Raw genomic sequence first — 26,454 nt, 5'->3', positions numbered from 1 at the left:
GCCGAGGGACCAGACGTGCCGTACCTGGAGGGTCGTTCGTTGTTCAGCATCACCGTCCGTGATCACATCATGATCGCCCACAGCTTCCGCGGCGAGGTGTTCGGGCCCGCGCAGCGACTGCACGGAGCCACCTTCCTCGTGGACGCCACGTTCCGGCGCGAGCAGCTGGACGACGACAACATCGTCGTCGACATCGGGCTGGCCACCCAGGAGCTGGGTGCGGTCGTGAGCGAGCTGAACTACCGCAACCTCGACAACGAACCCGACTTCTCCGGGATCAACACCTCCACGGAATACCTGGCCAAGGTCATCGCCGACCGGCTCGCCGAACGGATCCACAAGGGCGCCCTGGGCGAGGGCGCCAAGTCACTGGCCGGCCTCACCGTGACCCTGCACGAGTCGCACGTCGCCTGGGCGAGTTACGAGCGTGCCCTGTGACCGACACGACCGTGCACCGCCCTTCGTCCCTCACCTTCGTGCCCGCGCCGCGCTCGGGCCGCCATCACGTCGGGATCACCCCCATGTCCCTGCGCACCGTGCACTTCGTTCTGCCGGGCGGTGTCGACGACCCGGCGACACCGAGCGGCGGCAACGCCTACGACCGCCGCGTCAGCCTCGACCTGCCCGGCTTCGGCTGGCAGGTCCGGCCGCACCCCGTGTACGGCGAATGGCCGCTGCCGGGCGCCCGGGCCCGCACCGAGCTCGCCCGCGTCCTGCGGGAGTTGCCGGACGGCTCCGTCGTCCTCCTGGACGGGCTCGTCGCCTGCGGCGTCCCCGAGATCGTCGTACCCGAGGCCGAACGGCTGTGCCTGGCCGTCCTCGTCCATCTCCCGCTCGGCGACGAGACCGGGCTCGAGCCCGCCGTGGCCGCCGAACTGGACGTGCGGGAGCGGCAGGTGCTGCGCGCCGTGCCCGCCGTCGTCGCCACCAGCGACTGGGCGGTCCGCCGTCTCGTCTCCCACCACGGGCTCGTCCCCGACCGGGTCCACGTCGCCGCGCCGGGCGCCGACATCGCGCCCCTCGCCCCCGGCACCGACGGTGTCTCTCGGCTGCTGTGCGTCGCCGCCGTGACTCCGCGCAAGGGGCAGCACCGGCTGGTCGAGGCCCTGGCCGCGGTCACGGACCTGCCGTGGAGCTGCGAGTGCGTCGGCGCCCTGACCCAGGACCCCGCCTACGTCGCCCGGCTGCGCGACCTCATCGCCGGGCACGGCCTCCAGGACCGCTTCCACCTCGTCGGACCGCGGGCCGGCGCCGACCTCGACGCCCGCTACGCCGCCGCCGACCTGATGGTCCTCGCCTCCTACGCCGAGACCTACGGCATGGCGGTCACCGAGGCGCTCGCGCGCGGCATTCCCGTGCTGGCGACGGACGTCGGCGGCGTCCCCGAGGCGGTCGGCCGCGCCCCCGACGGCGGGGTGCCCGGCATCCTCGTCCCGCCGGAGGACCCCCTCGCCCTCGCCGCGGAGCTGCGCGGCTGGTTCGGCGAGGCCGACGTGCGCCGCCGGCTCAAGGCCGCCGCCCGGGGCCGCCGCGCCGCCCTCGACGGCTGGGCGACCACCGCCCGCAGCCTGGCCGGCGTCCTCGCCCGGCTCCCCGAGGAACCCCGGAGGGCGGCATGAGGAAGACGACCGCGCTGTCCGCCGGCCCCGGATCGGCGACCCCGGGAAAGGACCGCACACCCGGGTCCGACACGGTGATCCCCGGCGCGGGTCCCGCCCCCCGGCCCGGCGAGCGGGCCACCGTGCGTCTGCGGGCGGACACGCCCGAGGAGCCGGCGGCCCAGCACGGGCCCGGGGAGCCGGCGGCCCAGCACACGCCCGAGGAGCCGTCCCGGTACGCGCCCGAGTGGCTGCGGCTGCGGGAGGCGGCCGACGCGGCGGCACGGGCCACGGAGCTGCTCGATCCGCTGCGGACCCGGCTCGCCGGCCGGCCGGACCCGCACGGCGGGCTCGTCGTGCACGACCTGGGCTGCGGCACCGGATCGATGGGCCGCTGGCTCGCCCCCCGCCTGGACGGCGCCCAGCACTGGATCCTGCACGACCGCGACCCCTACCTGCTGCACTTCGCCGCCGTGGGCGCCGCGGGCACCGCCGCCGACGGCAGCCGGATCACCGTGGAGACACGACGCGGCGACGTCGCCCGGCTGACCCCGGACACCCTGGCCGGCGCCTCCCTGGTGACGGCGTCGGCGCTGCTGGACGTCCTCACCCGTGACGAGGTCGGCGCCCTCGCCGCCGCCTGCGCCGGGGCGGGCTGCCCCGCGCTGCTCACCCTGTCCGTGGTCGGCAGGGTCGAGCTGACCCCGGCCGACCCGCTGGACGCCGAACTCACCGAGGCGTTCAACGCCCACCAGCGCCGCAGCGGACTGCTCGGCCCGGACGCGGTGACGGCGGCCTGCGAGGCCTTCGCCGCGAGCGGCGCCACCGTACGCGTGTGTCCGAGCCCCTGGCGGCTCGGACCCGATCAGCGCGAACTGACCGCCCAGTGGCTGCGCGGCTGGGTCGGCGCGGCCGTCGAGCAGCGCCCCGGACTGAGGCCGCGCGCCGACCGTTTCCTCGCCGAGCGTCTGGAGGCCTGTGCGGCGGGGGAGTTGCGGGTGGTCGTCCACCACAGCGACCTGCTCGCGCTGCCGGGGTCCACGGGCGGTGACGCATGAGCGCCCAGACGGTGGACGTACGAACCGCACCACCCCCGCCCCCGCCCGCAGCGCCCTCGTCCCGGCGGCCCGCCCTTCTGTCCCGCCCCCGGGCCCGCGCCCTGCGCGCCCACGTCGGCACCGTCACCGGTGTCGTGATCCTCGCCGTGCTGCTGTGGCGGCTGGGCACCGGAGTGCTCCTTCAGGGGCTGCGCCGGCTCGACGCGCCCTCGCTGACCGCGGCACTCGCGATCGGGCTGGTCACCACCGTGTGCAGCGCCTGGCGCTGGCAGTTGGTGGCCCGCGGCCTGCACATCCGGCTGCCGCTCGGCGCGGCCGTCGCCGACTACTACCGTGCGCTGTTCCTGAACGCGGCCCTGCCCGGCGGTGTCCTGGGCGATGTGCACCGGGCGGTGCGGCACGGTCAGAGCGCCGGTGACCTCGGCCGCGGGGTGCGGGCCGTGGTCCTGGAACGGGTGGCGGGGCAGCTCGCGCTCGCCGTCACGGGTACGGCGATGCTGCTGACCCTGCCCTCCCCGGTCCGGGCCCAGGCCCTGCACCTCGCACCGCTCGTCGCACTCGCCGTGGTCGGGGCGCTCGCGGTGCTGCTCGCGCTGCGGATGAACCGGGCGGCGCCCTCCCGCCGCGGGCGCGCCCTGGAGCGGATGCTCGGCGAGGCGCGTGCGGGGCTGCTGTCCCGCCGTAACGGGCCGGGTGTGGTCCTGTCCTCCGCCGTCGTGCTCGCCGGGCACTTCGCGACGTTCGTGGTCGCCGCCCGGGTCGCCGGCTGCACCGCCCCGGTGTCCGTGCTGCTGCCGCTGGCGGTGCTCGCGCTGGCCGCCATGGGACTGCCGCTGAACGTAGGCGGGTTCGGGCCTCGGGAGGGCGTCACCGCGTGGGCGTTCGGCGCCGCCGGACTGGGGGCGAGCACCGGAGTGGCCGTGGCGGTGGTGTACGGGGTGCTGAGCTTCGTGGCGAGCCTGCCGGGCGCGCTCGTCCTGGTGGCCCGCCGCCGCACCGGCGCCTACTCGCCGGCGGCGCCCGCCGACGTCAGCAGCGAGAAATACGGTGCGAAGGAATCCGCGAGGCTCGCCAGCAGTTCCTTGCCCTTTTCCGGAGCCCCCAGGGAAGGACGGCCGATGACGCCCGATTCGGTATAGGCGGACATTCCGGAGGTCAGCAGATGGCGTCGGTCGTCCGCGACGAAGTCGGCCTTTTCGTAACCGGCCCGGACCATTTCGGGATGAGCGTGCAGAAGAATGGAGGTCTCGATTTCCCCCGCATGCATGTCGGTGAGCAACGAGGTACGGACACCGGCCCGTTCCCGGGCGGTTTCCCAGTCCTCCGCGGCCGGGAAGAGCGCCATGCGCTCGCCGCGCGCGGAGGCCTCCTGGACCACGTTGCCCAGCACGTAGTTCCCGCCGTGGCCGTTGACGACCACCAGGGCCTCGACGCCGGAGCGGCGCAGTGAGTCCGCGATGTCCCGCACCACCGAATGAAGGGTCACCGAAGAGATGCTGACGGTCCCCGGCCAGGCCGCGTGCTCGTGCGAGCAGGAGATCGTCACCGGCGGCAGCAGGTGCACCGGGTACGCGTCGGCGATCTCCCGGGCGATGGCACAGGCGACCAGAGTGTCGGTGGCCAGCGGCAGGAACGCGCCGTGCTGCTCGAAACTCCCCACCGGCAGCACGGCCACCTCCGGTGAGCGGCCCGCCCCCCGATTCCGTACGTCTTCCGTGGTGTCCGCCGGCAACAGGCCACCCGCACCAGGTGCCGTCGGCCGTGTTTCCGAACCACTCATAGTTTCCCGGCCTTTCGTCTCTGCTTAGGATCCAGATCATGACAGAAAACCTCGGCGTACTCGGCAAGAAGTCCTCACGGAAGTCCGCACGGCGCACGGGTGTGGAACGCGTCGTGAATGCCCCGCTGCCCACTGTCTACGGGAAATTCCAGGCGATCGGCTACCTGGACCACGACCGCGGGGACGAACAGGTGGCCCTGGTCCACGGCGACATCGGCACCGAGCGCGTCCTGGTCCGGCTGCACTCCGAGTGCCTGACCGGGGATGCCTTCGCCTCCCAGCACTGCGAGTGCGGCGACCAGCTCGCCGCCGCGCTGCGTGCCGTCGTCGCCGAAGGCAGCGGGATCGTCGTGTACTTGAGGGGCCACGAGGGCCGGGGCATCGGACTGCTGGCCAAGCTGCGGGCGATGGCGCTGCAGGCGGAGGGCCTGGACACGGTGGAGGCGAACCTCGCCCTCGGCCTGCCCGTCGACGCCCGCGACTACGGTGTCGCCGCCGGGATCCTGCACGACCTGGGGGTGGGCTCGGTGCGCCTGATGTCCAACAACCCGCGCAAGCGCGAGGCGTTGGTACGGCACGGCATCCAGGTCGCCGAGCAGGTTCCGCTGCTGATCCCGCCGTGCGAGAACAACATCACCTATCTGCGCACCAAGCGGGAACGCATGGACCACAACCTGCCCCATCTGGACGCGGTGGCCCACCTCTCCTGAGGCGGGAGGGTGTCTTCGGGCCCGGCGGCCGTCCCGAGGCCGGGAACCCGCAGCCTCAGCCGGTGACCGCCTCGTGCACCAGCCGCCTCAGCTCCGGATAGATCCGCAGGGAGGTCCTCGGGCGGAGCTGGGTCATGAACTGGAAGGTCAGGTCGCGCCCCGGATCGACCCAGAAGGTCGTGGTCGCCGCCCCGCTCCAGCCGAAGGTGCCGAGGCCGGACGGCGCCTGGGTGCGGGCGGGGTCGACGACGACGGAGACGTTGAAGCCGAAGCCCACGCCGTCGTTGCCGGGTTCGTCGTGGGCGGGGCGGCTGCCGTAGGACCGCAGGTCTGCGCCGCCGGGGAGGTGGTTGCGGGTCATCAGGTCGACCGTGCCGGGGGAGAGCAGCCGGGTGCCGTCCAGTTCGCCACGGCGGCGCAGCAGTTCCATGAAGCGGTGCCAGTCGTACGCGGTCGACACCAGGCCGCCGCTGCCCGAGAGGAAGCGGGGGCGGCCGTCGAGGGGCAGGCCGGGGATCGGCTCGATGGCGGCCTCGTCGTCGGTCTGCCCGTACAACTCGGCCAACCGGTCGGCCTGTTCGCCGGAGACGTGGAAGCGGGTGTCGGTCATGCCGAGCGGACCGAGGATCCGCTCGGTGAAGAACAGGTCGAGCGGCTGCCCGGACACCACCTCGACGACCCGGCCGAGGACGTTGCTGGCCACGGAGTAGTTCCACTGCGTGCCCGGGTCGAACTGCAGAGGCAGGCGCGCGTACACGTCCGCCGTCTCCGCCAGGTCGGCCCCCGGCGGCACCGACGACGCCAGACCGGCGGCGCGGTAGAGGGCGTCGACGGGGTGGGAGTGATAGAAGCCGAACGTCAGACCCGCGGTGTGGGTGAGCAGATGGCGTATGAGGACGGGCCCGGCGGCGGGGCGGGTCGTCACGTCGTCGCCCGAGCCGCCGACGTACACCCGGGGGCCGGCGAAGGCCGGGAGATGCCGTTCCAGCGGGTCGTCCAGGGACAGTCTGCCCTCCTCCACCAGTTGCAGTACGGCGACGGCGGTCACCGGCTTGGTCATGGAGTAGATCCGCCACACGGTGTCGCTCTCGACGGGCAGCCCGGCCGCCACGTCCCGCCGGCCGTACGTGGTCAGGTGGGCGACCCGGCCGCCGCGCGCGAGCGCCACCAGGTAGCCGGGCAGGCGGCCCTCGTCGACGAAGCGGGCCAGATACCCGTCGAGACGGTCGAGCGCCTTCGGATCCAGCCCGGCCTCGCCCGGCTCGACCTCCTGTCGCAGCTGTGCCATCGCTCTCCTCCGGCCCTGTCCGGTCGGTCCTGTCCCCGTGTCGCACGCGGACCACCGCTGCCTACCCGTCCGAGGGTGCGCTCAGGCCTCATGGTCGCGCGAGAACACGAAAACGGCCCAGCGAACCACGCCCGTCGACGGCCTGGGACCGCGCCCGTCGGCGCCCGAGGCATGCGCACGCCCGGGCAGCACACGGCCGCCGCGAGCACCATCAGGCGAGTGCCGCCGCCCGCCGTTGGTTCACCGGCCGCTCTCCGGGCCGAGGTGCGCGTCCAGGGCGGTACGCAGCAGCGGCGTGAAGTCGTCGGCGTCGGTGGCGAGTTGGAGACTGCCCCAGCACCACAGCTGGGCGATGCCGTGCAGGTTGGCCCACAGGGAGGCGGCGACCGTACGGGCGTCGGCGCCCGGGCGGGCCCGGCCGACCAGGTCGACCAGCACGCCGAAGAGCGGCAGGCTGGTGTCCCGCAGTCCCAGATGCCCGCTCTCCAGCAGGTCATGGCGGAACATCAGCTCGTACATGCCGCGGTTGCCCAGCGCGAACTCCAGGTAGACCCCGGCCAGTGCGGTCAGCTGGGCGCGCGGGCTCTCCCCGCCGTCGCCGATCGCCGCCGCGGCCCGTTCGGCCAGCTCGCCGAAGCCGCGGCGCGCGATGGCGGAGAGCAGCTCCAGGTGGGTGGGGAACCAGCGGCGCGGCGCCCCGTGCGAGACGCCCGCCCGGCGGGCGATCTCCCGCAGGGTCAGGGCCTGGGAGCCCTCCGCGGCCACGAGCTCCACCCCGGCGTCGACCAGGCGCTCCCGCAGCCCCTTCGGTCGGTTCTCGTGCCCGTCGGCGCCGTGCTTGTCGTCTTCGTGCTCGTTGTTCCCGTGGTCGCTCATAAACACTGTCTACCAGCGGGCGTAGACAGTGTCTGCTCATACGGGCCCGCATCGCGCCTCCGGGGTGACTCCGGGAGGGTGACACCGGGAATGGGAAGCTCTTCCGCGAGAGTTGAGGAACGTATGACTCAGGACACGACGCACGACCCCGTGCCGGACGCGCTGCTCGCCCTGCTCGCCGAGGGCCACGGCGGGGTGCTGGTCACCCTCAAGCGCGACGGCCGCCCCCAGCTGTCGAACGTCAGCCACGCCTACGACCCGGACGAGCGCGTCATCCGCGTCTCGATCACCGACGACCGCGCCAAGACCCGCAACCTGCGCCGCGACCCGCGTGCCTCCTACCACGTCACCGGTCCGGACCGGCGGGCGTACACGGTCGCCGAGGGCACCGCCGAGCTGTCGCCGGTGGCCAGGGACCCGCACGACGACACCGTGGAGGAGCTGATCCGCCTGTACCGGGACGTGCTGGGCGAGCATCCCGACTGGGACGACTACCGCGAGACCATGGTCCGAGACCGGCGGCTGGTGCTGCGGCTGAAGGTGGAGCGGGCGTACGGCATCCCGAAGGGTGCCAACGACGGCTGAAGGGTGCCGACGACGGCTGACCGGGCGGCCCTATGCCTGCGTCCGTGCCCGGATCGCCCGGAGGACCGCCACCATGTCCTCGTCGCCGTGTCCGAGCGAGACCGTCTCCTCGAACAGGGCGTGGCACACGTCGAGCAGCGGGGAGGCGATGCCGGCCTTGCGGGCGGCCTCGACGATCAGCCGGTTGTTCTTCAGCACGTCGAGTGCCGCCGCCTGCACGGAGAAGTCCCCGGTCAGCAGCTTGGGTGCCTTCATCCGCGAGACCGGGCTGGCCATCGGGCCGGCGTCCAGCACGTCGAGGAACAGCCGGCGGTCCAGTCCCTGCCGTTCGGCGAAGTGGAACGCCTCGGTGAATCCGGTCACCAGCGTGATCAGGAACAGGTTCACCGACAGCTTCATCAGCAGTGCGCTGGGCGCCGGGCCGCACACGAACGTCTCGGCGCACAAGGGGGCGAGCAAGGGTCGTACGCGGCGCACGGCCGGCTCGTCCCCGGCCAGCATCGCGACCAGCTCGCCGTTCTCCGCCGGGACGCGGGAACCGGAGACGGGCGCCTCGACGTAGCTGCCGCCCGCCGCCCGGACGTCCGCCTCCAGCGCGCGTGAGTACTCGGGCGAGGTCGTGCCCATGTGGACGACCGTCCTGCCGGCGACCAGCGCGGCGAAGTCCGGGCCGCCGCGGCCGAGGGTGGCGTCGATCGCGAGGTCGTCCGCCAGCATCAGGAACACCACGTCCGCGCGGGCGAAGAGCTCGCCGGGGTCCGAGGCCACCTCCGCGCCGGCCGCGCGCAGGGGGGCCGTGCGGGCGGCCGTGCGGTTCCACACGACCAGGGGAGTGCCGGAGCGGACCAGCCGGAGCGCCATGGGCGTGCCCATCACGCCGAGACCGATGAAGCCGACGTTCACGAGACACCGCCCTGGGGTCGAGACCTTTCCATGACAGCGGTCATAGTAGCCGCGCCTATGACGCACGTCATAGGCTGGAGGGCGGAAATCCTGGTGGAGGAGGTCGACGATGGCGGGGGTCCAGCGCGGGCCGCGGGAGCGGATGGTCTTCAGCGCGGCCCAGCTGATCCGGCACGACGGCGTGGGCGCGACCGGCATGCGGGACGTCGCCGAGCACGCGAACGCGCCGCGCGGATCGCTGCAGCACTACTTCCCGGGTGGCAAGGAACAACTGGTCGGCGAGGCCGTGGCCTGGGCGGGCCGGTACGCCGGCGGGCGCGTCGCCCGTTTCATGGCGGACCTCGCCGAGCCGACGCCGAGCGCACTGTTCGCCGCGATGGTGCGGCAGTGGACCGACGAGTACGAGACGGCCGGCGTCCTGGGCGGCTGTCCGGTCGCCGCGGCCACCGTCGACTGTGCCGCCTCCGACGCGACCCGGGAGGCCGCCGCCGCCGCGTTCACGACCTGGCGCGGCCCCGTCGCCGAGGCTCTGACGGAGCTGGGCGTACCGGCCGAACGGGCGGAGCCGCTGGCCACGCTCATGATCAGCTCCCTGGAGGGTGCGATCATCATGGCCCGCGCCGAGGGCGACGTACGCCCGCTGACCACCGTGGCCCGAGAGCTGGGTCCGCTTCTCGACGCGGCCGTGCTGCCCGACGACAGGAGAGGTGAAGCATGATCACTGGGGCACATCTGGTGATCCACACCCGGGACGCGGAGGCCGACCGGGCCTTCCTCCGGGACGTACTGGGCTGGTCGTACGTCGACGCCGGGCACGGCTGGCTGATCTTCGCGGCGCCGCCCGCCGAGGTCGCCTGCCACCCGACCGAGGACGAGCCGGCGCACGAGCTGATGCTGATGTGCGACGACCTCGACGCGACGACCGCGGAACTCACCGCGAAGGGTGTCCAGTTCACCCGCCCGGTCCAGGAAGCGCGGTGGGGCCGGGTGACGGCCCTGCGGCTGCCCGGCGGCGGCGAACTCGCCCTGTACGAGCCCCGGCACCCACGGCCCTGAAACGGGCCGTGGGTGCCGGACTGTTCGTTGTGGTGCGGTGCGGGTCAGGCCGAGACCGTCTCCGGCCGTGACTCACGCCGGAGCCCGCGCTCGCCGAGGCGCGCCGTGGGAATCCGGTGGGTCTCGCGGGCCGAGAGGGCGGCGATCACCGGAGGGACGCACAGAGCCGCCGTGAACAGGGCCACCGCAGACCAGTCGGTGCCGCCGGGGCCCGCGATCTCGGCGGCGAAGGTGACCGCGAACCCGGCCACCGCGAAACCGATCTGGGTGCCGACCGCCATGCCCGACAGGCGCACCCGGGTGGAGAACATCTCGCCGTAGAAGGCCGGCCACACGCCGTTGGCGGCGCTGTAGACCACACCGAAGGCGACGATCCCGAGGACCAGCGTCAGCGGGTAGGAGCCCGTGGAGATCGCCCACAGGTACAGGAACATCGCCACCGCGCTGCCCGCCGCCCCGATCAGGTACACCGGGCGCCGGCCGATCCGGTCCGACAGCGTGGCCCACAGCGGGATGGCGGCCAGCGCGACCAGGTTGGCGAGCGCGCCGACCCACAGCATCGACGAGCGGGACATGCCGACCGCGTCGCTGGTCGCGTACGCCAGCGACCACACCGTGAAGATGGTGCTCACCGAGGCGATGAGGGCGCCCGCGACCACCCGCAGCACATCCGCCCAGTGCTCGCGCATCAGCACCGCCAGCGGAAGTTTCGCGACCCCCTCGCGGGCCGCCTGCTGCGCGAACGCCGGCGTCTCGGCCAGCCTGCGCCGGATGACGTAGCCGACGACGGCGACCACGACGCTCGCCCAGAACGGCACGCGCCAGCCCCAGGAGAGCAACTGGTGCTCGGGCAGCGCGGCGACCGGGAGGAACACCAGCGTGGCGATCAGCTGTCCGCCCTGGGTGCCGCTGAGCGTGAAGCTGGTGAAGAAGCCGCGCCGGCCGTCGGGCGCGTGCTCCAGACTCATCGAACTGGCACTGGCCTGCTCGCCCGCCGCGGACACCCCTTGCAGCACCCGGCACAGCACCAGCAGGACCGGGGCCACGCCGCCCACCTCGGCGCGGGTGGGCAGACAGCCGATCAGGAACGTCGACAGGCCCATCAGCAGCAGCGTGAAGACCATGATCTTCTTGCGGCCCAGCCGGTCGCCGAAGTGGCCGAGGAACAGCGCGCCGACCGGGCGGGCCGCGTACGCGACGCCGAAGGTGGCCAGCGACAGCAGGGTCGCGGTGGCCGGGTCGGAGGAGTCGAAGAAGACCTTCGGGAAGATCAGCGCCGCGGCGCTGCCGTAGATGAAGAAGTCGTAGTACTCGAGGGCACTGCCGATCCAGGCGGCCGCGGCGGCCTTTCCCGGCTGACCGGGCGGAGCGGCAGGGTCGTGGGGCGGGGCGGGGACGGACACGGCGGGCTCCTTCGGGGGGACTCCACCCTAGGCGGAGTGAGCGGAAAGCGAGAGTGCGGGAGAGGGGCCGGATCCCGGCTAATTAACCCACTGGGTAGTTAGTAGCGGTGGGTGGGATGTTGCGCTCGTGTTTCCGCCGTGTCAAGGGGTGGGGTGCGGACTCAGTCCGCGGCGCGCTCCGCCGTGAGGTAGGCGATCACCATGTCGCCGAGCATGGTGCGGTAGTGCTCGCGCCGGGCCGGATCGACCAGGTCGCGGCCGAACAGGGCGCCGAAGGTGGACCGGTTGGCGACCCGGAAGAAGCAGAACGAGCTGATCATCGCGTGCAGGTCGACGGCGTCCACGTCGGCCGTGAACAGGCCCGACTCCTGCCCGGCCGCCAGGATCCGGCGGATCACGTCCAGGGCCGGGGAGCCGATCTTCCCGAGCTTCTCCGAGGCGGCGATGTGCTCCGCCCCGTGGATGTTCTCGATGCTCACCAGGCGGATGAAGTCCGGGTGCCGCTCGTGGTGGTCGAAGGTCAGTTCGGCCAGTCGCCGGATGGCCGCGACCGGGTCCAGATGCTCCACGTCCAGTCGCTGCTCGGCCTCGCGGATCACCCCGTACGCCCGCTCCAGAACGGCCGTGAACAGTTGCTCCTTGCCGCCGAAGTAGTAGTAGATCATCCGCTTCGTGGTGCGGGTCAGGGCGGCGATCTCGTCCACCCGGGCGCCGTCGTAGCCGGCCCGGGCGAACTCCTGCGTGGCCACGTCGAGGATCTCGGCCCGGGTGCGGGCGGCGTCACGGGTGCGCCCGCCTGTTCGTGCCGGTTCGTCGACGCTCGTCATCACGTTCCTTCGGAAGCGGGGTGCGGGGCCTGTGCTCTGGCTCGTGATTGTAGAAGCAGGGGCACGCGGCCCAGGAGGGGTCTTCCCCGGGGCCTCTGTGGCTGATATAGCTAACGTACTGGTTCGTACATTGGTGGGCTCGATGATTCGGCATCGGCGCTCGCCCGCTCAGGAGGTTCCCCGGTGGCCAAGGAGTCGTATCTCGTCGGACTGATCGGTTCCGGCATCGGCCCGTCGTTCAGTCCGGCACTGCACGAGCGGGAGGCGGACCGGCAGGGGCTGCGCCTGGTCTACCGGCTCATCGACATCGACGCCCTCGGGCTGCCGCCCGAGGCTGTGGGCGACCTGCTGCGCTCCGCGCGCGACGTGGGCTTCGACGGGCTCAACATCACCCACCCCTGCAAGCAGCTCGTCCTCGAGCACCTGGACGACCTCGCCCCGCAGGCCGCCGCGCTCGGCGCGGTCAACACCGTGGTCTTCGAGGGCGGCCGGGCCATCGGCCACAACACGGACGTCACCGGCTTCGCCGCGTCCTTCGCGCGCGGCCTGCCCGACGCCCCGCTGGAGCGCGTGGTGCAGCTCGGCGCGGGCGGTGCGGGAGCCGCCGTCGCGCACGCCCTGCTGACGCTGGGGGCCGAGCGGGTCACCGTCGTCGACGCGCTCCCCGAGCGGGCCGCCGCCCTGGCCGACTCCCTCGACGCCCACTTCGGTGCCGGCCGGGCGGCCGCCGCGGCCCCGGAGGCGCTGGCGGACCTGTCGGCCCTGGCCGACGGTCTCGTCCACGCGACCCCCACCGGCATGGCCGCCCACCCCGGGATGCCCCTCCCCGCCGGCCTGCTGCACCCCGGCCTGTGGGTCGCCGAGGTCGTCTACCGCCCGCTCGAGACCGAGTTGCTGCGCACCGCCCGCGCGGCCGGCTGCCCCACGCTCGACGGCGGCGGCATGGCCGCGTTCCAGGCCGCGGACGCGTTCCGCCTGTTCACCGGGCGGGAACCCGACAGCGCCCGGATGCTCGCCGACATCGCCCACATCGCCGGCACGGCCGATGCCGCCGACGCCGATGCGGCCGACGCCGACGCCGACGCCGTCGGCGACGCGATCGCGGCGCGGCAGTAGGAAGCGCCAGGAACAGAGGAGCCGGAGAGCAGGAGAAAGAGGTACCCAGGTGCGTACGTCCATCGCCACCGTCTCGCTGAGCGGTTCGCTCACCGAGAAGCTCACGGCCGCCTCCCGGGCGGGTTTCGACGGGGTGGAGATCTTCGAGAACGATCTGCTCGCCGGCCCCCGTACCCCCGAGGAGATCCGCGCCCGCTGCGCCGACCTCGGCCTCACCATCGAGCTGTACCAGCCGATGCGGGACATCGAGGCGGTGCCCCCGGCCGAGTTCGCGCGCAACCTGCGCCGGGCCCGGCACAAGTTCGAGCTGATGCGCCGGCTGGGCGCGGACACCGTGCTCGTCTGCTCCAGCGTCTCCCCGTCGGCCCTGGACGACGACGCCCTGGCCGCCGAGCAGCTGAGCCGGCTCGCCGACCTCGCCCAGGACTTCGGGATCCGGGTCGCCTACGAGGCGCTCGCCTGGGGCCGGCACGTCAGCACCTACGACCACGCCTGGCACATCGTCGAGACGGCCGGTCACCCGGCGCTCGGCACCTGCCTGGACAGCTTCCACATCCTCTCGCGGGGCTCGGACCCCAAGGGCATCGAGGACATCCCCGGCGAGAAGATCTTCTTCCTGCAGCTCGCCGACGCCCCACGGCTGGCGATGGACGTGCTCCAGTGGAGCCGCCACCACCGCTGCTTCCCCGGGCAGGGCGGCTTCGACATCGCCGGGCTCCTGCGGCACGTGCTGCGCACCGGCTACGGCGGCCCGCTCTCCCTGGAGGTCTTCAACGACGTCTTCCGGCAGGCCGAGGCCGGCCCCACGGCCGTCGACGCGCACCGCTCGCTGCTCGTCCTCCAGGAGGCCGTCGGCGCGGTGGACCTTCCCGCGCCCGTCGTCCCCACCGGCATCGCCTTCGCCGAACTGGTCACCCCGGACACCGAGCCGGTCGAGGCCGTGCTGGGCGCGCTGGGCTTCGCCCGCACTGCGCGCCACCGCGCCAAGCCCGTGGACCTGTGGCAGCGGGGCGAGGCCAGGATCCTCGTCAACACCGCCGGGGCCGTACGCCGGGACGGCACCCAGCTCGCCGCGATCGGCCTGGAGTCACCCGACCCGGCCGCCGCCGCCCGGCGCGCCGAGGCCCTGCTGGCCCCCGTGCTGCCGCGCCGCCGCGCCCCCGAGGACGCACCGCTCGACGCGGTGGCGGCCCCCGACGGCACCGAACTGTTCTTCTGCGCCACCGACCGGCCGGACCTGCCCAGCTGGCGGGCCGACTTCGAGGACACCGCCGCCGCGCCCGCCGCCCCGGGAGCGGAGCGCATCGACCACCTCGCCCTCACCCAGCCCTGGCACCAGTTCGACGAGGCGGCCCTCTTCCACCGCAGCGTCCTCGGGCTGGACGCCCAGGAGAGTGTCGACGTCGCCGACCCCTACGGGCTGCTGCGCAGCCGCGCCGTCACCAACCCCGACGGCAGTGTCCGTATTGCCCTCGGGGTCGGCGCCGCACCCTCCGACGACACTGTCCACGCCCAGCACCTCGCGCTGGCCACGGACGACGTGGTCGCCGCCGCTCGCCGCTTCCGGCAGGCCGGCGGCCGGCTGCTGCCCGTGCCCGCGAACTACTACGACGACCTGGCGGCACGGTTCGAGCTGGCCGACGAGGAACTGGAGACCTACCGCGGCCTCGGCATCCTCTACGACCGCGACGCGGGCGGCGCCTTCCGGCACTGCTACACCGAGACCGTCGGCCGGGTCTTCTTCGAACTCGTCCAGCGGGACCCCGGCTACCGGGGGTACGGCGCCCCGAACGCGCCCGTACGGCTGGCGGCCCAGCACGCCCGGCGCCCAGCACGCTGACGGACCGCCGCCGCGCGGGAGCCGGTGGTGGCCTACCCGTCCGGGCCGGACCGACGTGGCTGGTTGTCCCTCCCTTCGCCGCGCCGGCGGGCGAGGTACCAGCGCCGGCCGGTGGCGAAGGCGCGCCGTGTCGTGCGAACGGCAGCGATCTGGCTGGCAAGGTGGAGTTGATGATGCCAGGGGTTCTGACCACCGTGGCGTACGGACATGGCGTGCGCGAAGGCCACGGCATCGCGGTCGGCGTACTGGTCCAGGTGCTCGAACCACGCCATGCTGGTACGCGCGGCCGCCTGCACCGGATGGAGCTCCGCGCGGCGGTGGTGGTCGTACTCCCGCAGCGCGTCCTCCACATCGAGGTATTGCTGCAGGCTGTGTGCGAGGACGATCGCGTCGATGATCGCCAGTCTGGTGCCCGAGCCCAGCGTGAAGTGGGTGGTGTGGGCGGCGTCGCCGACGAGTACCGTCGTGCCCTCGTACCAGGTCTTGTTGGTCACGTGTGCGAAGCGCTGCCAATACGGCGACGCATCCCGTGATCGGCTGATCAGGCGGTGGCCGTCGAGTGCGCGTCGGAAGATGTCCTCCAGCAGTCGCATTCCCTGGCCGTGGGCCGGTACGTCGAGTCCCAGACCGTGCCAGGTCTGCGGTGAGCATTCGACGATGCAGGTGCTGATTCCCGCGACCGACGGATAGGCGTGAAACCAGATCCATCCGGCCGGCGTCCGCTCGAAGTCGAACACGAAACTGCGGAACGCCTGGTCCGTGCCGAGCCAGGTGTAAGGGTTGAGACCGACCTCGATGCGCGTTCCGAACGCGGCGCTCTGTCCACGGATCCGGCTGTTCGCGCCGTCGGCGGCGACGAGAAGGTCGGCCTCGGGAAGCGTCGAGGCATCGGCGACACGTTGGCCGTACCGGACATCGACTCCGAGTTGGGCGGCACGCCGGGCCAGGACTTCGAGCAATGCGGATCGGCTGATGCTGTATCCGTAACCCCCGAAGTACGCCGTCTGTTCGCCGCCGGAACCGTGCACCCGCACCTCCTGGTCCTGCCACAGCACGGACCTGGCGGTGACTTCCCGGGCGCTTTCCGGGTCGTTGCGATAGAGGACGTCCAGCAGGTCGTCCCAGTACACGACGCCCCAGCCGTAGGTGGCCGCGGGCGGGTCGCGGTCGTACACCCTGATCTCGTGCCCGGCATCGCGCAACTTGGCCGAGATCGCGAAGTACAGCCCGGCAGGCCCCGCTCCCACACACACGATCCTCATCGCCGAACACCGCCCGGCGACCGGTCGAACGGGACACCTGCCGCTCCGGACCGGTCCGGATGCCCGAGTCGGCCGGGCATCCGGACACAGCACTCACACAACTGCCGCACGTTGATCGGGGCTCACTGCGCTGGAGGGTCAGTAACCATGCCCGCCGCCGTGATCACCGCCACCGTAGCCGCCGTGGTCACCACCGTAGCCGTGGTCGCCACCGTAGCCGCCGTGGTCGCCGCCGTAGCCGTGGTCGCCGCCGTAGCCGTGGTCACCGCCGTAGCCGTGGCCCCAGCCCCAGCCGTCGCCGTAGTAGCCGTAGTAGCAGTCGTCCCCCCAGCCCCAGCCCCAGCCGTCACAGCGATCTCCCCGGTAGGAGGGAGCCGAAGCGACATGGGTCGACGAGGGGAGAGCGGCCGCGCTGGCAGCGCCGGCTCCGGCCGCGATGGCGAAGATGGGAGCCGTGCACACCACAGCGGCTATGCGCCGCATCTTGCTCTTGGTCGCGCGCATTTCAAGCGCCCCCTTCCGGGGGTCGAAACAGGAAGCTCGGGCGCTCAAGGGGAACGCCCGCACGCGTCAGATCCTGCGCGCGGGTCCGGCGCGCGGTGACCCACCCGCCCGGAGGTGCCGAACGACGCCACAGTGCTTTCCGGGCGGGCTTGCGGATCTACTATTGAGTACAAGGCGAGGCTTTACGGTACGAAACGCCCCGTTTCGTCAACATTGACTCGTTCCGTGGGCAAAGTCAACGGGGGTGTCAGAGGCTCACACAGGGAGGCATGCCGTGGACGCTCCCAGGTCGCAGGACGGCCGTCCGAACCCCTTGATTCCCGAGTGCGACGAGCCCGACCGCATCAGTCATGACTCGCGGCGGCGCCGCCAGGAGCCTCACAGGGCCGTGCTCAGAGCCACGAAAGACCTCCTCGGCGAGGTCGGATACCAGCGGCTCGCCTTCGAAGGCATCGCCCGGCGGGCCGGAGTCAGCAAGGCCACCATCTACCGGTGGTGGCCCAACAAGGCCGCACTCGTGATCGAGGCCCTCAGTGGGGAGGTGCCCCTGCCTCCGCTCCACGAGACCGGCGATCTGGAAGCCGACCTGCGCACCGCCGTCCGTCTCGTCGTCGACCTCGTCTCCGCCATGCCCACGTGCCTGATCCTTCCGGCGCTTCTCGCCGACGTGATCGAGGATCCCACCGGCACCGGTGCCTTCGCCGAGCTCATCGAACCCCGCCGCGCCTCTGTCGTGAACCTGCTGGAGCGGGCCCGCCTCGCAGGCCGGCTGCCGCCGGACACCGATACGTCACTGATGGTCGACATCTACTCCGGAACGGTCGTGTACCTGGCCGCGGTGAACCGCGTCGCGCCGGACGAGGCGGTGGTCGACCAGCTCGTCAGCCTCATCCTGCACGGCCGTCTACCGGTCTCCCGTGAACTCGCCGCCGCGGACCGGAAGGGACCGCCGAGCGGGGAGGTCGGCCCCGCGTAGAAGTCGCCCCCGCGGGGACGGTCCCTGCCGAGGGGCGTGCGGCGAGTGCCTGCTCGATCTGCTCCATCCGGCTGGCGACGACGATGGGATCGGGGTCACGGTGTTCCCACGGCCTCGTGCTGCTCTTGCTGGACGACCACGCGGCTCTGACGGGTGCGACGGCCGAACACGGCCAGGACGATCGCGCCGACCAGCCAGGTTCCGGCGATGAAATAGAAGACGCTCCGGTAGCCACTGCTCTGGTAGATGGCAGCGACGATCAGCGGGCCCGCGGCGTTCGACAGCCGGCCGAGGCCGTAGGAGATGCCGGTGCCCAGCGAGCGGCTCCGCGTGTCGAACAGCTCGGGGGAATAGGCGTAACCGAGTGCCGTGTAGCCGCGCTCGAACAGGTTCACCAGGAAGCCGAAGACGATGATCAGCACCGGGTTGAACGTGAGCCCGTACAGCAGACCGCACAGCGCGATGACCGTGCCGAAAGCGGCCAGGCACCACTTGCGCTCGAAGCGGTCGGTGACCAGTGACGCCAGGTAGGAGCCCAGCGGCGCACCGACCGTCGTGAGCGCCACGTAGAAGACCGACTTCTCGACGCTGAAGCCCTCCTTGGCGAGCAGGGTGGGCGCCCAGCTCGAGTAGCCGAAGAAGCCGATCGTCTGCGTCACCCACACCACCGTGAGCAGCAGCGTCGGGAACAGGTACTTCTTCTGCAGCAGCAGCCGCAGCGGGGCGCGCGTCGCCGGCGCCTCCTGCACGGGCGGCAGCGGCTCGGGCAGCGGGCCCTTCTCCGCGGCGACGGCCGCCTCGATCTCCTGCAGGACCTCGTCCGCCTCGGCATACTGCCCACGGCTCTCGTACCAACGAGGCGATTCCTTCAGCCGCTTGGTGAACAGCACGAGCAGAACGCCGAGTGCTCCCCACAGGTAGATCAGCCGCCACGACCAGTCGCTCAGCGGCACCACACCGCTGGCGACGAGGTTGGTGGCCGGGGTGCCGACGATGCCGATGACGATGGCGTACGCCTGGAACTTGCCGCGCACGGCGGCCGGATACATCTCATTGACGTAGATGACCGCGACGACGGTCATCGCGGCCAGTCCCGCCGACGTCAGGACGCGGAACACGCCCAGGGAGACGATGTCCCAGGAGAACACCGACGCGAACGAGAACGCGCCGAACCACAGTGTGGTCAGGAGCAACGCCCGTTTGCGGCCCCACCGGTCGGCGATGGCACCGGCGACGACCGACCCGATGAACATGCCGACGAACGACAGCGAGGTGACGTAGGCGATCTGGTCGATCGTCACACCCCACAGGTGGATCAGCTTGGGGGCGGTCGTCGCGAAGGTGTTGATGTCCGCGAACTCGAAGAAGTAGGCGAAGGACACGGCCAGCAGGGTGACCTTGTGGAACCGGGAGATCGGCAGTCTGTTCAGCCGGTTCAGCGCATTGGAGTGCGGTGCCGCGGAGTGGTGCATGGGGACGCCCTTGTCACAGTCGAAGCGGTCGGAGTGGTGTAGCGGTCGCAGGGGGGAGGCGGTCGGAGCGGGGCCCGATCGCGGCCGTGGCCGGGCGGCCCGGGGACCGGAGCCTCGAGGCGGTGGTCGCGGAAAGGGGGGTCAGGCCGCTTCGCCGGGCCAGTACAGGTGCATCGGGTTGTCGACGAGCAGCTTGTGCCGCTGTTCGGCCGTGACCGCCACCTGTGGCAGGTAATCGACCAGGAGCCCGTCGTCGGGCATGTGGTCCGTGAGGTTGGGGTGGGGCCAGTCCGTGCCCCACAGCACTCGGTTCGGGAACTCGTCCACGATGCGGCGGCCGAAGGGCACGACGTCCGTGTAAGGGCGCCGTTCGCCGTCCAGGGCGGCGGGCCCGGTCACGCTGAGGCGCTCGGGGCAGGTGACCTTCACCCAGACGTCGTTGTTCTCGACGAAGCGCAGGAAACGGCTGAACTCCGGCCCGTCCACCGGCCGTGTCACGTCCGGCCGACCCATGTGGTCCACCACCAGCGCGGTGGGCAGCGAGGTGAAGAAGTCCTCCAGGTCCGGCAGGTCGGCGCTCTCGAAGTAGAGGACGATGTGCCAGCCCAGCGGGGCGATCTTCTTCGCGATCAGGCGCAGGTCGTCCTGGGGTGAGGCGTCGACGAGACGCCGCACGAAGTTGAACCGCACCCCGCGTACACCGGCGGCGTCCAGTTCCCGCAGCTCGCTCTCGCCGACGTCCGGCCGTACGGTCGCGATGCCGCGCGCTCTGCCTTCGGACGCCCGTACGGCGTCCACCATCGCGGAGTTGTCCGCGCCGTGGCAGGTTGCCTGCACGATGACGTTGCGGGCGACGCCCAGGTGGTCGCGGAGCGCGAACAGCTCCTCCTTGCCGGCGTCGCAAGGCGTGTACCTGCGCTCCGGCGCGAAGGCGAAGTCGGCCTGGGGACCGAAGACATGACAGTGCGCGTCGACGGCGCCCGGCGGCAGCCGGAAGGTGGGCCTGGAGGGGTTCTGGTACCAGTCCAGCCAGCCGGGAGTCTTGGGAGAGAGGGGGGTCCGGTCGGTCATGCGTTCTCCAGGGGGCGTCCGCCGGCAGGCGGACGGACGGGATGGACAAAGGGGGATGCAGAAAAGCGCGAAGGGCGCCGGGGGGGGCGGTTGGCGCCGCGGGTCAGCGGCCCTGCCGCTGCAGCAGCGCGTCCAGGCGCGGGTACACGGCCCGTACGTTGTGCTCCTGGATGGCGGCCAGGTCCTCCGTCGGCAGCTTGGCCGCCTCGGCGTAGCGACCGGTGTCGTCGAAGTGGCCGTCGGTGCCCGGGTCGACGCCGCGGACGGCGCCGATCATCTCCGAGGCGAAGAGAATGTTCCTGGTGGGGACCACCTCGAAGAGCAGGTCGGAGCCGGGCTGGTGGTAGACGCAGGTGTCGAAGAAGACGTTGCCCAGGACGTGCTCCTCCAGCGGCGGCTTGCCGAGAGCCATCGCCAGCCCCCGGAACCGGCCCCAGTGGTACGGCACCGCACCGCCACCGTGCGGGATGACCAGGCGCAGTGTGGGGAAGTCCGCGAACAGGTCACCCTGTACGAGCTGCATGAACGCCGTGGTGTCGGCGTTGAGATAGTGAGCGCCGGTCGTGTGGAAGGCCGGGTTGACGCTGGTACTGACGTGGATCATCGCCGGGATGTCGTATTCGACCATCTTCTCGCAGAGCGGGTACCACGAGCGGTCCGTGAGGGGCGGGGCGGTCCAGTGGCCGCCGGAGGGGTCGGGGTTGAGGTTCAGCGCGACGGCGCCGTACTCCTCCACACAGCGCGTGAGTTCGGGGATGCAGGTGGCCGGGTCGACGCCGGGGCGACTGCGGGAGCATCGCGGCGGGCGCGAAGCGCTCCGGGAACAACTGGCTGATGCGGTAGCAGAGTTCATTGCAGATGGCCGCCCACTCGGACGATGTCCGGAAGTCCGCGATGTGGTGCGCCAGGAAGGAGGCGCGGGGCGAGATGACCGTCAGGCCGATTCCGCGTTCGTCCATCAGCCGCAACTGGTTCTGCTCGATGGTCTCACGCAGCTCTTCGTCGCTGATCCGCAGGTCCGCGCGGGCGGGCGCGGCGGCGGGGTCGGTGAGCCCTGCGATCTGCCGGTCGCGCCACGCCGCCAGGGCCGGCGGCGCGGTCGTGTAGTGACCGTGGACATCGATGATCATTGAGTGTTTCCCGTCGTCCGGCGTCGTCGTCGACCGCTGCAGCCTCGTGCCGCCGGGTACGGCGGCACGAGAGGACCGGACACGGAACTAACGTCCCCTTAACATTCCCGGTCCTCGCTGACCTGCGCCTGTGTGTCCCGGCACACAGAACCCGCCCCCGGTCGTGGTCTAAGTTGGGGCCGTGGCGTGCGCCGGTCGGAGCCGGTTCGTATGCCTGCCCAGGGGCCGCGGCGTGCGGCCGCACGGGACCTGGGCGTCCGTCCGTGGCTACGCCGACGACCGTCTTCGGGCGGAAACCCCGCAGAGGCCGTGTCCAAGACCGACGCCGCCGAGAGCCGAAAGGGCGGACGCCGCTGAAGGGAGGTGTGCGGGATGCAGATACTGCTGGCCGAGGACGACGACGGGGTCGCCGCCGCGCTGGTGGAGGTCCTGTACGACCATGACCACGACACCCGGAGGGTCCGGCACGGCAAGGACGTCCTGACCTACCACCGCAGCGCCGATCTGCTGCTGCTCGACCTGGGCCTGCCCGATGCCGACGGCCTGGACGTGCTGCGCGAACTGCGAGCGGTCAGCCACCTGCCCGTGGTGGTGCTCACCGCCCGCGGCGACGAGCGGTCCGTGGTGCGCGGACTGCGCCTCGGGGCCGATGACTACGTGGTCAAGCCCGTCCGTCTCACCGAACTGCTGGCCCGTATCGAGGCCGTCACCCGACGGTCCCCGGCGCGCGCTGCCGCGGCGGTACGCACGGTCTGTGTCGGAGACGTCGAGGTCGATCTCAGTGCGCGCCGCGTCCGGGTGGACGGGGTGGAGGTCGAGCTGACCACGAAGGAGTTCGACATCCTCGCTGTGCTGGCCGCGCGGACGGGCACAGCCGTCAGCCGCGAGCAGGTCCTGGACGAGGTGTGGGGCCACGCCCACCACGCCGTGTCCCGCTCCCTGGACGTCCACCTCACGCAGCTGCGCGCCAAGCTGCGACGCCCGGAGCTGCTCACCACCATCCGCGGCTTCGGCTACCGCTTCGGGGACTGAGGAGCCGGCGCGTGCGTACCCGGGTCCAGGCCGTGCTGCTGGTGTTCGGAACCCTCGCGGTGGCCGCCTTCGCCGTGCCTCTGCTGCTGTTCACCGCCTCGGACCGCACCCAGCAGCTGGTACTCGCCCGCAGCGCCGACCTCGACCGCTTCGCGTCCCTCATGAACCAGGCGGCCGCGACCGGGGACACCTCCGGGCTCAAAGCCGAGGCACACCGTTACACCCAGCTGTACGGCGAAGCCCTCGTCGTCACCGACGCACGCCGCGGCGCCGTCGTCCAGACCGGTGGCATGCTCGCCGCCGACCCCGCCGTCTCCCGGCTGGTCGACGCGGCCTTGCGCAACCAGACGGCGCACCCCAAGGGCACGCTCCGTCCCTGGTCACGCGGGAACCGGATGTTCGCCGAACCCGCGGGCACCGGCACGCAGGTCACCGGTGCCGTCGTGCTGCGCGCCTCGGTGGGGACCGCGGCCGACGACATCACCCGGCGCTGGGCCGTGGTCCTGGCCGGCACGGCCCTCGTCGCCGTCGCCTGCACGGCCCTCGCCCGTGCCGCCACCCGCTGGGTGGTCAGCCCGCTGCGCCGCCTCGACCGCGCCGTCGGCCGGCTCGCCGCGGGACTACCGCACGAGCAGACCAGCGCCGGCGGTCCCCCGGAACTGCGCCAGCTGGCCATCGGCTTCAACCGCATGGCCGGCATCGTCACCGCGGCTCTGGAGCAGCAGCGCCGGCTCGTCGCCGACACCTCCCACCAGATGCGCAACCCCATGGCAGCGCTCCGGCTCCGCGTCGACGCCCTGCGTTCCCATCTGCCGGCGTCCGCCGACCGCACGTACGCCGGCGTCACCACCGAACTCGACCGCCTGGAGACCTTGCTGGACGACATGCTGGCCCTTGCCACCGCCGAACACCGAGCCGGGGAACTGGCGGTGAGCGACGGCGCGGACGCCTACTGCGACGCGGCCGAGACCGCCCGGACCCAGTACCGGCGGTGGGAACCCGTCGCCCGGCGCGCCGGAGTCCACCTGACCACCGAGGCCGCAGGGCCCCTGACGGCTGCCTGTACGCAGGGGGAACTCGCCCAGGTCACGGACATTCTCCTGGACAACGCCATCAAGTACGCGGGGCCGGACGCCACGATCGTCCTCAGCTGTACCGCGGAGGGCGATCACGTGGTCCTCACGGTGGCGGACGACGGTCCCGGCCTGACACAGGAGGAGATCTCCCAGGCGACGACGAGATTCTGGCGTGCGGCCCGCCCAGGGGGTACGACGGGCACGGGTCTGGGCCTGGCCATCGCCGAACAGCTGCTGGCGGGCCGCGGAGGCCGCCTGGAACTGTCCCCCGTCCGGCCGCACGGGCTGCGGGCCCGGGCTCTCCTGCCGGGTGTGCCGACCTGCGGGGGTGCGTCGTGAGCCGTCCCGTCGATCGCCGTACCGTCCTGCGGGCCGCGACCGGCTCGGCGGCCGTCGCCGCACTCGGCGGCGCGCTCCTGAGCGACGCCTCGCGGCAGAACCCTGAGCTGAGCGGCGCCCTGCGCCTGGCGACCGGTGAGCCGACGGCGTTCTACGCGGCCTTCGGGCGCCGCGTCGCCGACGAGCTCGAACGTGCCCACCCCGGACTGAGCTGCCGCATTCACACCACCGCGGGCAGCGTCACCAACATCGAGCTGCTGCGCGACGGTGAGGCCGACCTCGCGCTCGTCCTGACCGACACCGCACGGGCCGCACAGGGCACCGGCCTCTTTCCGCGTCCGGTGCCGCTGCGCGCGATCGGCAGGGTCTACGAGACCTACCTCCAGCTCGCCGTCCGCGCGGACTCCTCCGTGGAATCGGTGACCGACCTGGCCGGGCACAGCGTCTCGCTCGGAGCCTTCGGATCAGGAGCGGCCGTCCTGGGCGAACGGCTGCTGGACGCGGCGGGTCTCTCCACGGGCAAGGACGTCTCCGTACGGCACCTTCGGCTGGCCGCCGCGGCGGACGCCGTGCGGGCCGGAACCATTGACGGCCTGCTCGTAGCGGGTGGGGTACCGCTGCCCACGCTCTCGAATCTCGACACGGACCTTGGTCTGCGGTTCCTGCCACTGGCGGGCCTGCTGCCCCGGCTCGGCGGTGGCGACGGCTCCCTTGCCGACGCGGGCCTGGAGCAGGTGACCTTCCCGCAGAGCGCCTACCGGGAGTCGGGCGGCGTCACCACCATCGGAGTGTCGAACCTCCTGGTGTGCCGCCCGGACCTGGATCCCGCCGTGGCCGGCGCCCTCACACGCCTGCTGGTCCTCCGCGCCACCGACCTCGTCCCCGACAACGCCGTCGGAGCACAGTTCCTCGACGTCCGCAGTCTGATCGGCACGGGCAGCATCGCGCTCCACCCGGGGGCGGTGTCGGCCTACCGCTCACTGCACGGGTGAGCGGCCGTCCCGTCCGCCGTCGCCGGGTTCCACGAGGACGGACACGACGGTTCCACCGGTGAAGACGAATTGTTGTGCGAGGCCTTCCAGTACCTCGCGAGCGAGGTGGCAATGCCCCGGCCCGGGCCGCCTCAAGGCGGTCAGGGCCGGGGCAGCGGCGGTCAGGGCCGGGTGTTCCACTCGGCGATCACCGGCCGGTCGTGCTCCGTCGACAGCCGGCTGAGCGTGCCCGTCGCGAGCTGGAACAGCCGCCCGTCCGTGGGCGGCAGACCCAGCCGGCGGGCCATCAGCACCCGCAGGAAGTGGGCGTGCGCGCCACCAGGACGAGGTCACGGGCGTCCTGCGCGAGCGTGACGTCGAGCCGGGCGAGCACCCGGTCCGCCCGCCGACCGACCTCCTGTGGTGACTCGCCGGGTCGGCCGTCGTCGTCCGGCGGCACCCTGTCGGTCCACAGATCCCAGCCGGGCCGGGTGCGGTGGATGTCGGCCGTGGTCACGCCCGCGTAGCCGCCGTAGTCCCACTCGTGCAGGTCCGCTTCCGGTACCGCCCCGGTCAGGCCCGCCAGTTCGGCCGTGCGCACCGCGCGGCCGAGCGCATCAGTCCTTCTTCGCCACCTCCACGGCGTGGCCGCCGAACTGGTTGCGCAGGGCCGCGACCATCTTCATCTGCGGGGAGTCCTCCTGGCGGGAGGAGAACCGGGCGAAGAGGGAGGCGGTGATCGCGGGCAGCGGCACGGCGTTGTCGATGGCGGCCTCGACGGTCCACCGGCCCTCGCCGGAGTCCTCCGCGTAGCCGCGCAGCTTCTCCAGGTGCTGGTCGTCGTCGAGGGCGTCGACGGCGAGGTCCAGCAGCCAGGAGCGGATGACGGTGCCCTGCTGCCAGGAGCGGAAGACCTCGCGGACGTTGTCCACGGAGTCGACCTTCTCCAGGAGCTCCCAGCCCTCGGCGTAGGCCTGCATCATCGCGTACTCGATGCCGTTGTGGACCATCTTCGCGAAGTGCCCGGCACCCACCTTGCCCGCGTGGACGTACCCGTACGGGCCCTCGGGCTTGAGCGCGTCGAAGATCGGCTTGAGCTGGTCGACGTGCTCCTTGTCGCCGCCCACCATGAGCGCGTAGCCGTTCTCCAGGCCCCACACACCGCCGGAGACGCCCGCGTCGACGAAGCCGATGCCTCGCGCGTGCAGCTGCTTGGCGTGCTTGACGTCGTCCGTCCAGCGGGAGTTGCCGCCGTCCACGACGAGGTCGCCGGGCTTGAGCAGGGTCGCCAGCTGGTCGATGACGTGCTGGGTGGCGCCGCCGGCGGGGACCATCACCCAGACCATGCGAGGCTGGGGGAGCTGGTCGACGAGGTCCACCATGCTGGGGACGTCGGACACTTCGGGGTTGCGGTCGTAGCCGACCACGGTGTGGCCGGCGTTGCGCAGGCGCTCGCGCATGTTGCCGCCCATCTTGCCCAGGCCGATCAGGCCCAACTGCATCGATGCCATGTCAGTTCACTTCCTGAGTGTGCGGTACGCGGCCACGAGGGCGGCGGTGGAGGTGTCGAGACCGGGCACG

At 72.1% G+C, this 26,454-nt stretch carries 24 protein-coding genes and 3 pseudogenes; 14 read left to right on the top strand and 13 right to left on the bottom strand.

Translation table 11 applies throughout. The features are described from left to right. Nucleotides 1-39 precede the first annotated feature (39 nt). From R2S09_RS26980 to R2S09_RS26965, 4 genes and pseudogenes are all read left to right on the top strand, one after another. Entirely contained in the window at nucleotides 40-438 is a 399-nt protein-coding gene (locus tag R2S09_RS26980) for a 6-carboxytetrahydropterin synthase (protein ID WP_316743759.1), read from the top strand. Next, nucleotides 435-1,619: a glycosyltransferase family 4 protein gene (locus R2S09_RS26975; protein ID WP_316743757.1), complete on the top strand. Its 1,185-nt coding sequence runs from the start codon at nucleotides 435-437 to the stop codon at nucleotides 1,617-1,619. Before R2S09_RS26980 ends, R2S09_RS26975 begins: the two co-directional genes overlap by 4 nt. After that, nucleotides 1,616-2,656: an SAM-dependent methyltransferase gene (locus tag R2S09_RS26970; RefSeq protein WP_316743756.1), complete on the top strand. Its 1,041-nt coding sequence runs from the start codon at nucleotides 1,616-1,618 to the stop codon at nucleotides 2,654-2,656. The genes R2S09_RS26975 and R2S09_RS26970 overlap by 4 nt, the downstream gene beginning before the upstream one ends. Continuing rightward, nucleotides 2,653-3,564: pseudogene (locus R2S09_RS26965) on the top strand (lysylphosphatidylglycerol synthase transmembrane domain-containing protein); the annotation flags it as partial. The gene R2S09_RS26970 and the pseudogene R2S09_RS26965, both read left to right, overlap by 4 nt. 95 nt (nucleotides 3,565-3,659) lie before the next feature. Here the strand turns inward: R2S09_RS26965 and R2S09_RS26960 are convergent. Beyond that, nucleotides 3,660-4,436, bottom strand: coding sequence for a creatininase family protein (locus tag R2S09_RS26960; RefSeq protein ID WP_316743753.1), 777 nt, complete (start codon nucleotides 4,434-4,436; stop codon nucleotides 3,660-3,662). A gap of 38 nt (nucleotides 4,437-4,474) precedes the next feature. On the opposite strand from R2S09_RS26960, the gene ribA reads away from it, so the two are divergent. Continuing rightward, on the top strand, nucleotides 4,475-5,146 hold the full coding sequence (ribA, locus tag R2S09_RS26955; RefSeq protein ID WP_316743752.1) for a GTP cyclohydrolase II: 672 nt from the start codon (nucleotides 4,475-4,477) through the stop codon (nucleotides 5,144-5,146). A gap of 55 nt (nucleotides 5,147-5,201) precedes the next feature. Here ribA and R2S09_RS26950 read toward each other — a convergent pair whose 3' ends face one another. Together R2S09_RS26950 and R2S09_RS26945 are read right to left on the bottom strand one after the other, a co-directional pair. Next, nucleotides 5,202-6,434 carry a serine hydrolase domain-containing protein gene (locus R2S09_RS26950; protein ID WP_316743751.1) on the bottom strand — a complete coding sequence of 411 codons (1,233 nt, stop codon included), beginning with the start codon at nucleotides 6,432-6,434 and terminating at the stop codon, nucleotides 5,202-5,204. A gap of 240 nt (nucleotides 6,435-6,674) precedes the next feature. Then, nucleotides 6,675-7,310, bottom strand: a complete 636-nt coding sequence (locus tag R2S09_RS26945; RefSeq protein WP_316743749.1) for a TetR/AcrR family transcriptional regulator — start codon at nucleotides 7,308-7,310, stop codon at nucleotides 6,675-6,677. 123 nt (nucleotides 7,311-7,433) lie between these two features. Between R2S09_RS26945 and R2S09_RS26940 the strand changes: the two genes are divergently transcribed. Continuing rightward, nucleotides 7,434-7,895, top strand: coding sequence for a PPOX class F420-dependent oxidoreductase (locus R2S09_RS26940; protein ID WP_316743747.1), 462 nt, complete (start codon nucleotides 7,434-7,436; stop codon nucleotides 7,893-7,895). 30 nt (nucleotides 7,896-7,925) lie between these two features. Here R2S09_RS26940 and R2S09_RS26935 read toward each other — a convergent pair whose 3' ends face one another. Beyond that, the gene (locus R2S09_RS26935) at nucleotides 7,926-8,798 is read right to left on the bottom strand and encodes an NAD(P)-dependent oxidoreductase (RefSeq protein ID WP_316743745.1); all 873 of its coding nucleotides are present in this window, start codon (nucleotides 8,796-8,798) and stop codon (nucleotides 7,926-7,928) included. A 109-nt stretch (nucleotides 8,799-8,907) separates the two neighbouring features. On the opposite strand from R2S09_RS26935, the gene R2S09_RS26930 reads away from it, so the two are divergent. Next, a complete protein-coding gene (locus R2S09_RS26930; protein ID WP_316743743.1) occupies nucleotides 8,908-9,516 on the top strand; it encodes a TetR/AcrR family transcriptional regulator in 609 nt (202 codons plus the stop codon). Beyond that, on the top strand, nucleotides 9,513-9,854 hold the full coding sequence (locus R2S09_RS26925; RefSeq protein ID WP_316743741.1) for a VOC family protein: 342 nt from the start codon (nucleotides 9,513-9,515) through the stop codon (nucleotides 9,852-9,854). The genes R2S09_RS26930 and R2S09_RS26925 overlap by 4 nt, the downstream gene beginning before the upstream one ends. 44 nt (nucleotides 9,855-9,898) lie before the next feature. Here R2S09_RS26925 and R2S09_RS26920 read toward each other — a convergent pair whose 3' ends face one another. After that, complete coding sequence (locus R2S09_RS26920) at nucleotides 9,899-11,257, bottom strand: MFS transporter (RefSeq protein WP_316743740.1); 1,359 nt, start codon at nucleotides 11,255-11,257, stop codon at nucleotides 9,899-9,901. 161 nt (nucleotides 11,258-11,418) lie between these two features. Then, a complete protein-coding gene (locus R2S09_RS26915; protein WP_316743738.1) occupies nucleotides 11,419-12,084 on the bottom strand; it encodes a TetR family transcriptional regulator in 666 nt (221 codons plus the stop codon). A gap of 183 nt (nucleotides 12,085-12,267) precedes the next feature. Here R2S09_RS26915 and R2S09_RS26910 point away from each other — a divergent pair, with 183 nt between their 5' ends. Both R2S09_RS26910 and R2S09_RS26905 read left to right on the top strand, forming a co-directional pair. Then, entirely contained in the window at nucleotides 12,268-13,200 is a 933-nt protein-coding gene (locus R2S09_RS26910; protein WP_316743735.1) for a shikimate dehydrogenase, read from the top strand. A gap of 49 nt (nucleotides 13,201-13,249) precedes the next feature. Then, nucleotides 13,250-15,040, top strand: coding sequence for a TIM barrel protein (locus R2S09_RS26905; protein WP_316743733.1), 1,791 nt, complete (start codon nucleotides 13,250-13,252; stop codon nucleotides 15,038-15,040). Between the two features lie 32 nt (nucleotides 15,041-15,072). Here the strand turns inward: R2S09_RS26905 and R2S09_RS26900 are convergent, their stop codons facing one another. Both R2S09_RS26900 and R2S09_RS26895 read right to left on the bottom strand, forming a co-directional pair. Further along, entirely contained in the window at nucleotides 15,073-16,287 is a 1,215-nt protein-coding gene (locus R2S09_RS26900; protein WP_316743731.1) for an FAD-dependent monooxygenase, read from the bottom strand. 153 nt (nucleotides 16,288-16,440) lie between these two features. Continuing rightward, the gene (locus R2S09_RS26895; protein ID WP_316743728.1) at nucleotides 16,441-16,806 is read right to left on the bottom strand and encodes a hypothetical protein; all 366 of its coding nucleotides are present in this window, start codon (nucleotides 16,804-16,806) and stop codon (nucleotides 16,441-16,443) included. 388 nt (nucleotides 16,807-17,194) lie between these two features. On the opposite strand from R2S09_RS26895, the gene R2S09_RS26890 reads away from it, so the two are divergent. Beyond that, a complete protein-coding gene (locus tag R2S09_RS26890; protein ID WP_316743727.1) occupies nucleotides 17,195-17,782 on the top strand; it encodes a TetR/AcrR family transcriptional regulator in 588 nt (195 codons plus the stop codon). Between the two features lie 95 nt (nucleotides 17,783-17,877). Here the strand turns inward: R2S09_RS26890 and R2S09_RS26885 are convergent, their stop codons facing one another. The 3 genes and pseudogenes from R2S09_RS26885 to R2S09_RS26875 form a co-directional block, all read right to left on the bottom strand. Continuing rightward, complete coding sequence (locus R2S09_RS26885) at nucleotides 17,878-19,254, bottom strand: MFS transporter (RefSeq protein WP_316743725.1); 1,377 nt, start codon at nucleotides 19,252-19,254, stop codon at nucleotides 17,878-17,880. 141 nt (nucleotides 19,255-19,395) lie between these two features. Continuing rightward, a complete protein-coding gene (locus R2S09_RS26880; protein WP_316743724.1) occupies nucleotides 19,396-20,325 on the bottom strand; it encodes an amidohydrolase family protein in 930 nt (309 codons plus the stop codon). A 103-nt stretch (nucleotides 20,326-20,428) separates the two neighbouring features. After that, nucleotides 20,429-21,455, bottom strand: a pseudogene (locus tag R2S09_RS26875) (amidohydrolase family protein). A gap of 372 nt (nucleotides 21,456-21,827) precedes the next feature. Between R2S09_RS26875 and R2S09_RS26870 the strand changes: the two are divergent. The 3 genes from R2S09_RS26870 to R2S09_RS26860 are packed head-to-tail and all read left to right on the top strand — an operon-like array spanning nucleotide 21,828 to nucleotide 24,894. Next, nucleotides 21,828-22,487: a response regulator transcription factor gene (locus R2S09_RS26870; RefSeq protein ID WP_316743723.1), complete on the top strand. Its 660-nt coding sequence runs from the start codon at nucleotides 21,828-21,830 to the stop codon at nucleotides 22,485-22,487. A gap of 11 nt (nucleotides 22,488-22,498) precedes the next feature. After that, the gene (locus tag R2S09_RS26865) at nucleotides 22,499-23,902 is read left to right on the top strand and encodes a HAMP domain-containing sensor histidine kinase (RefSeq protein WP_316743721.1); all 1,404 of its coding nucleotides are present in this window, start codon (nucleotides 22,499-22,501) and stop codon (nucleotides 23,900-23,902) included. Beyond that, nucleotides 23,899-24,894 (top strand): TAXI family TRAP transporter solute-binding subunit, encoded by a 996-nt coding sequence (locus R2S09_RS26860; RefSeq protein ID WP_316743719.1) that lies wholly within the window; start codon nucleotides 23,899-23,901, stop codon nucleotides 24,892-24,894. The genes R2S09_RS26865 and R2S09_RS26860 overlap by 4 nt, the downstream gene beginning before the upstream one ends. A 161-nt stretch (nucleotides 24,895-25,055) precedes the next feature. Here the strand turns inward: R2S09_RS26860 and R2S09_RS26855 are convergent. After that, a pseudogene (locus tag R2S09_RS26855) lies at nucleotides 25,056-25,495 on the bottom strand (histidine phosphatase family protein); the annotation flags it as partial. Further along, on the bottom strand, nucleotides 25,491-26,375 hold the full coding sequence (gene gnd / locus R2S09_RS26850; RefSeq protein WP_316743857.1) for a phosphogluconate dehydrogenase (NAD(+)-dependent, decarboxylating): 885 nt from the start codon (nucleotides 26,373-26,375) through the stop codon (nucleotides 25,491-25,493). The pseudogene R2S09_RS26855 and the gene gnd, both read right to left, overlap by 5 nt. Nucleotides 26,376-26,454 lie beyond the last annotated feature (79 nt).

Origin of the sequence: Streptomyces sp. MK7, assembly GCF_032658145.1 — a bacterium.
In the GTDB taxonomy this organism is placed as follows: domain Bacteria; phylum Actinomycetota; class Actinomycetes; order Streptomycetales; family Streptomycetaceae; genus Streptomyces; species Streptomyces spiralis.
The sequence above is the reverse complement of the archived record's forward strand: the minus strand, read 5'-3'. Positions and strand labels throughout refer to the sequence as shown.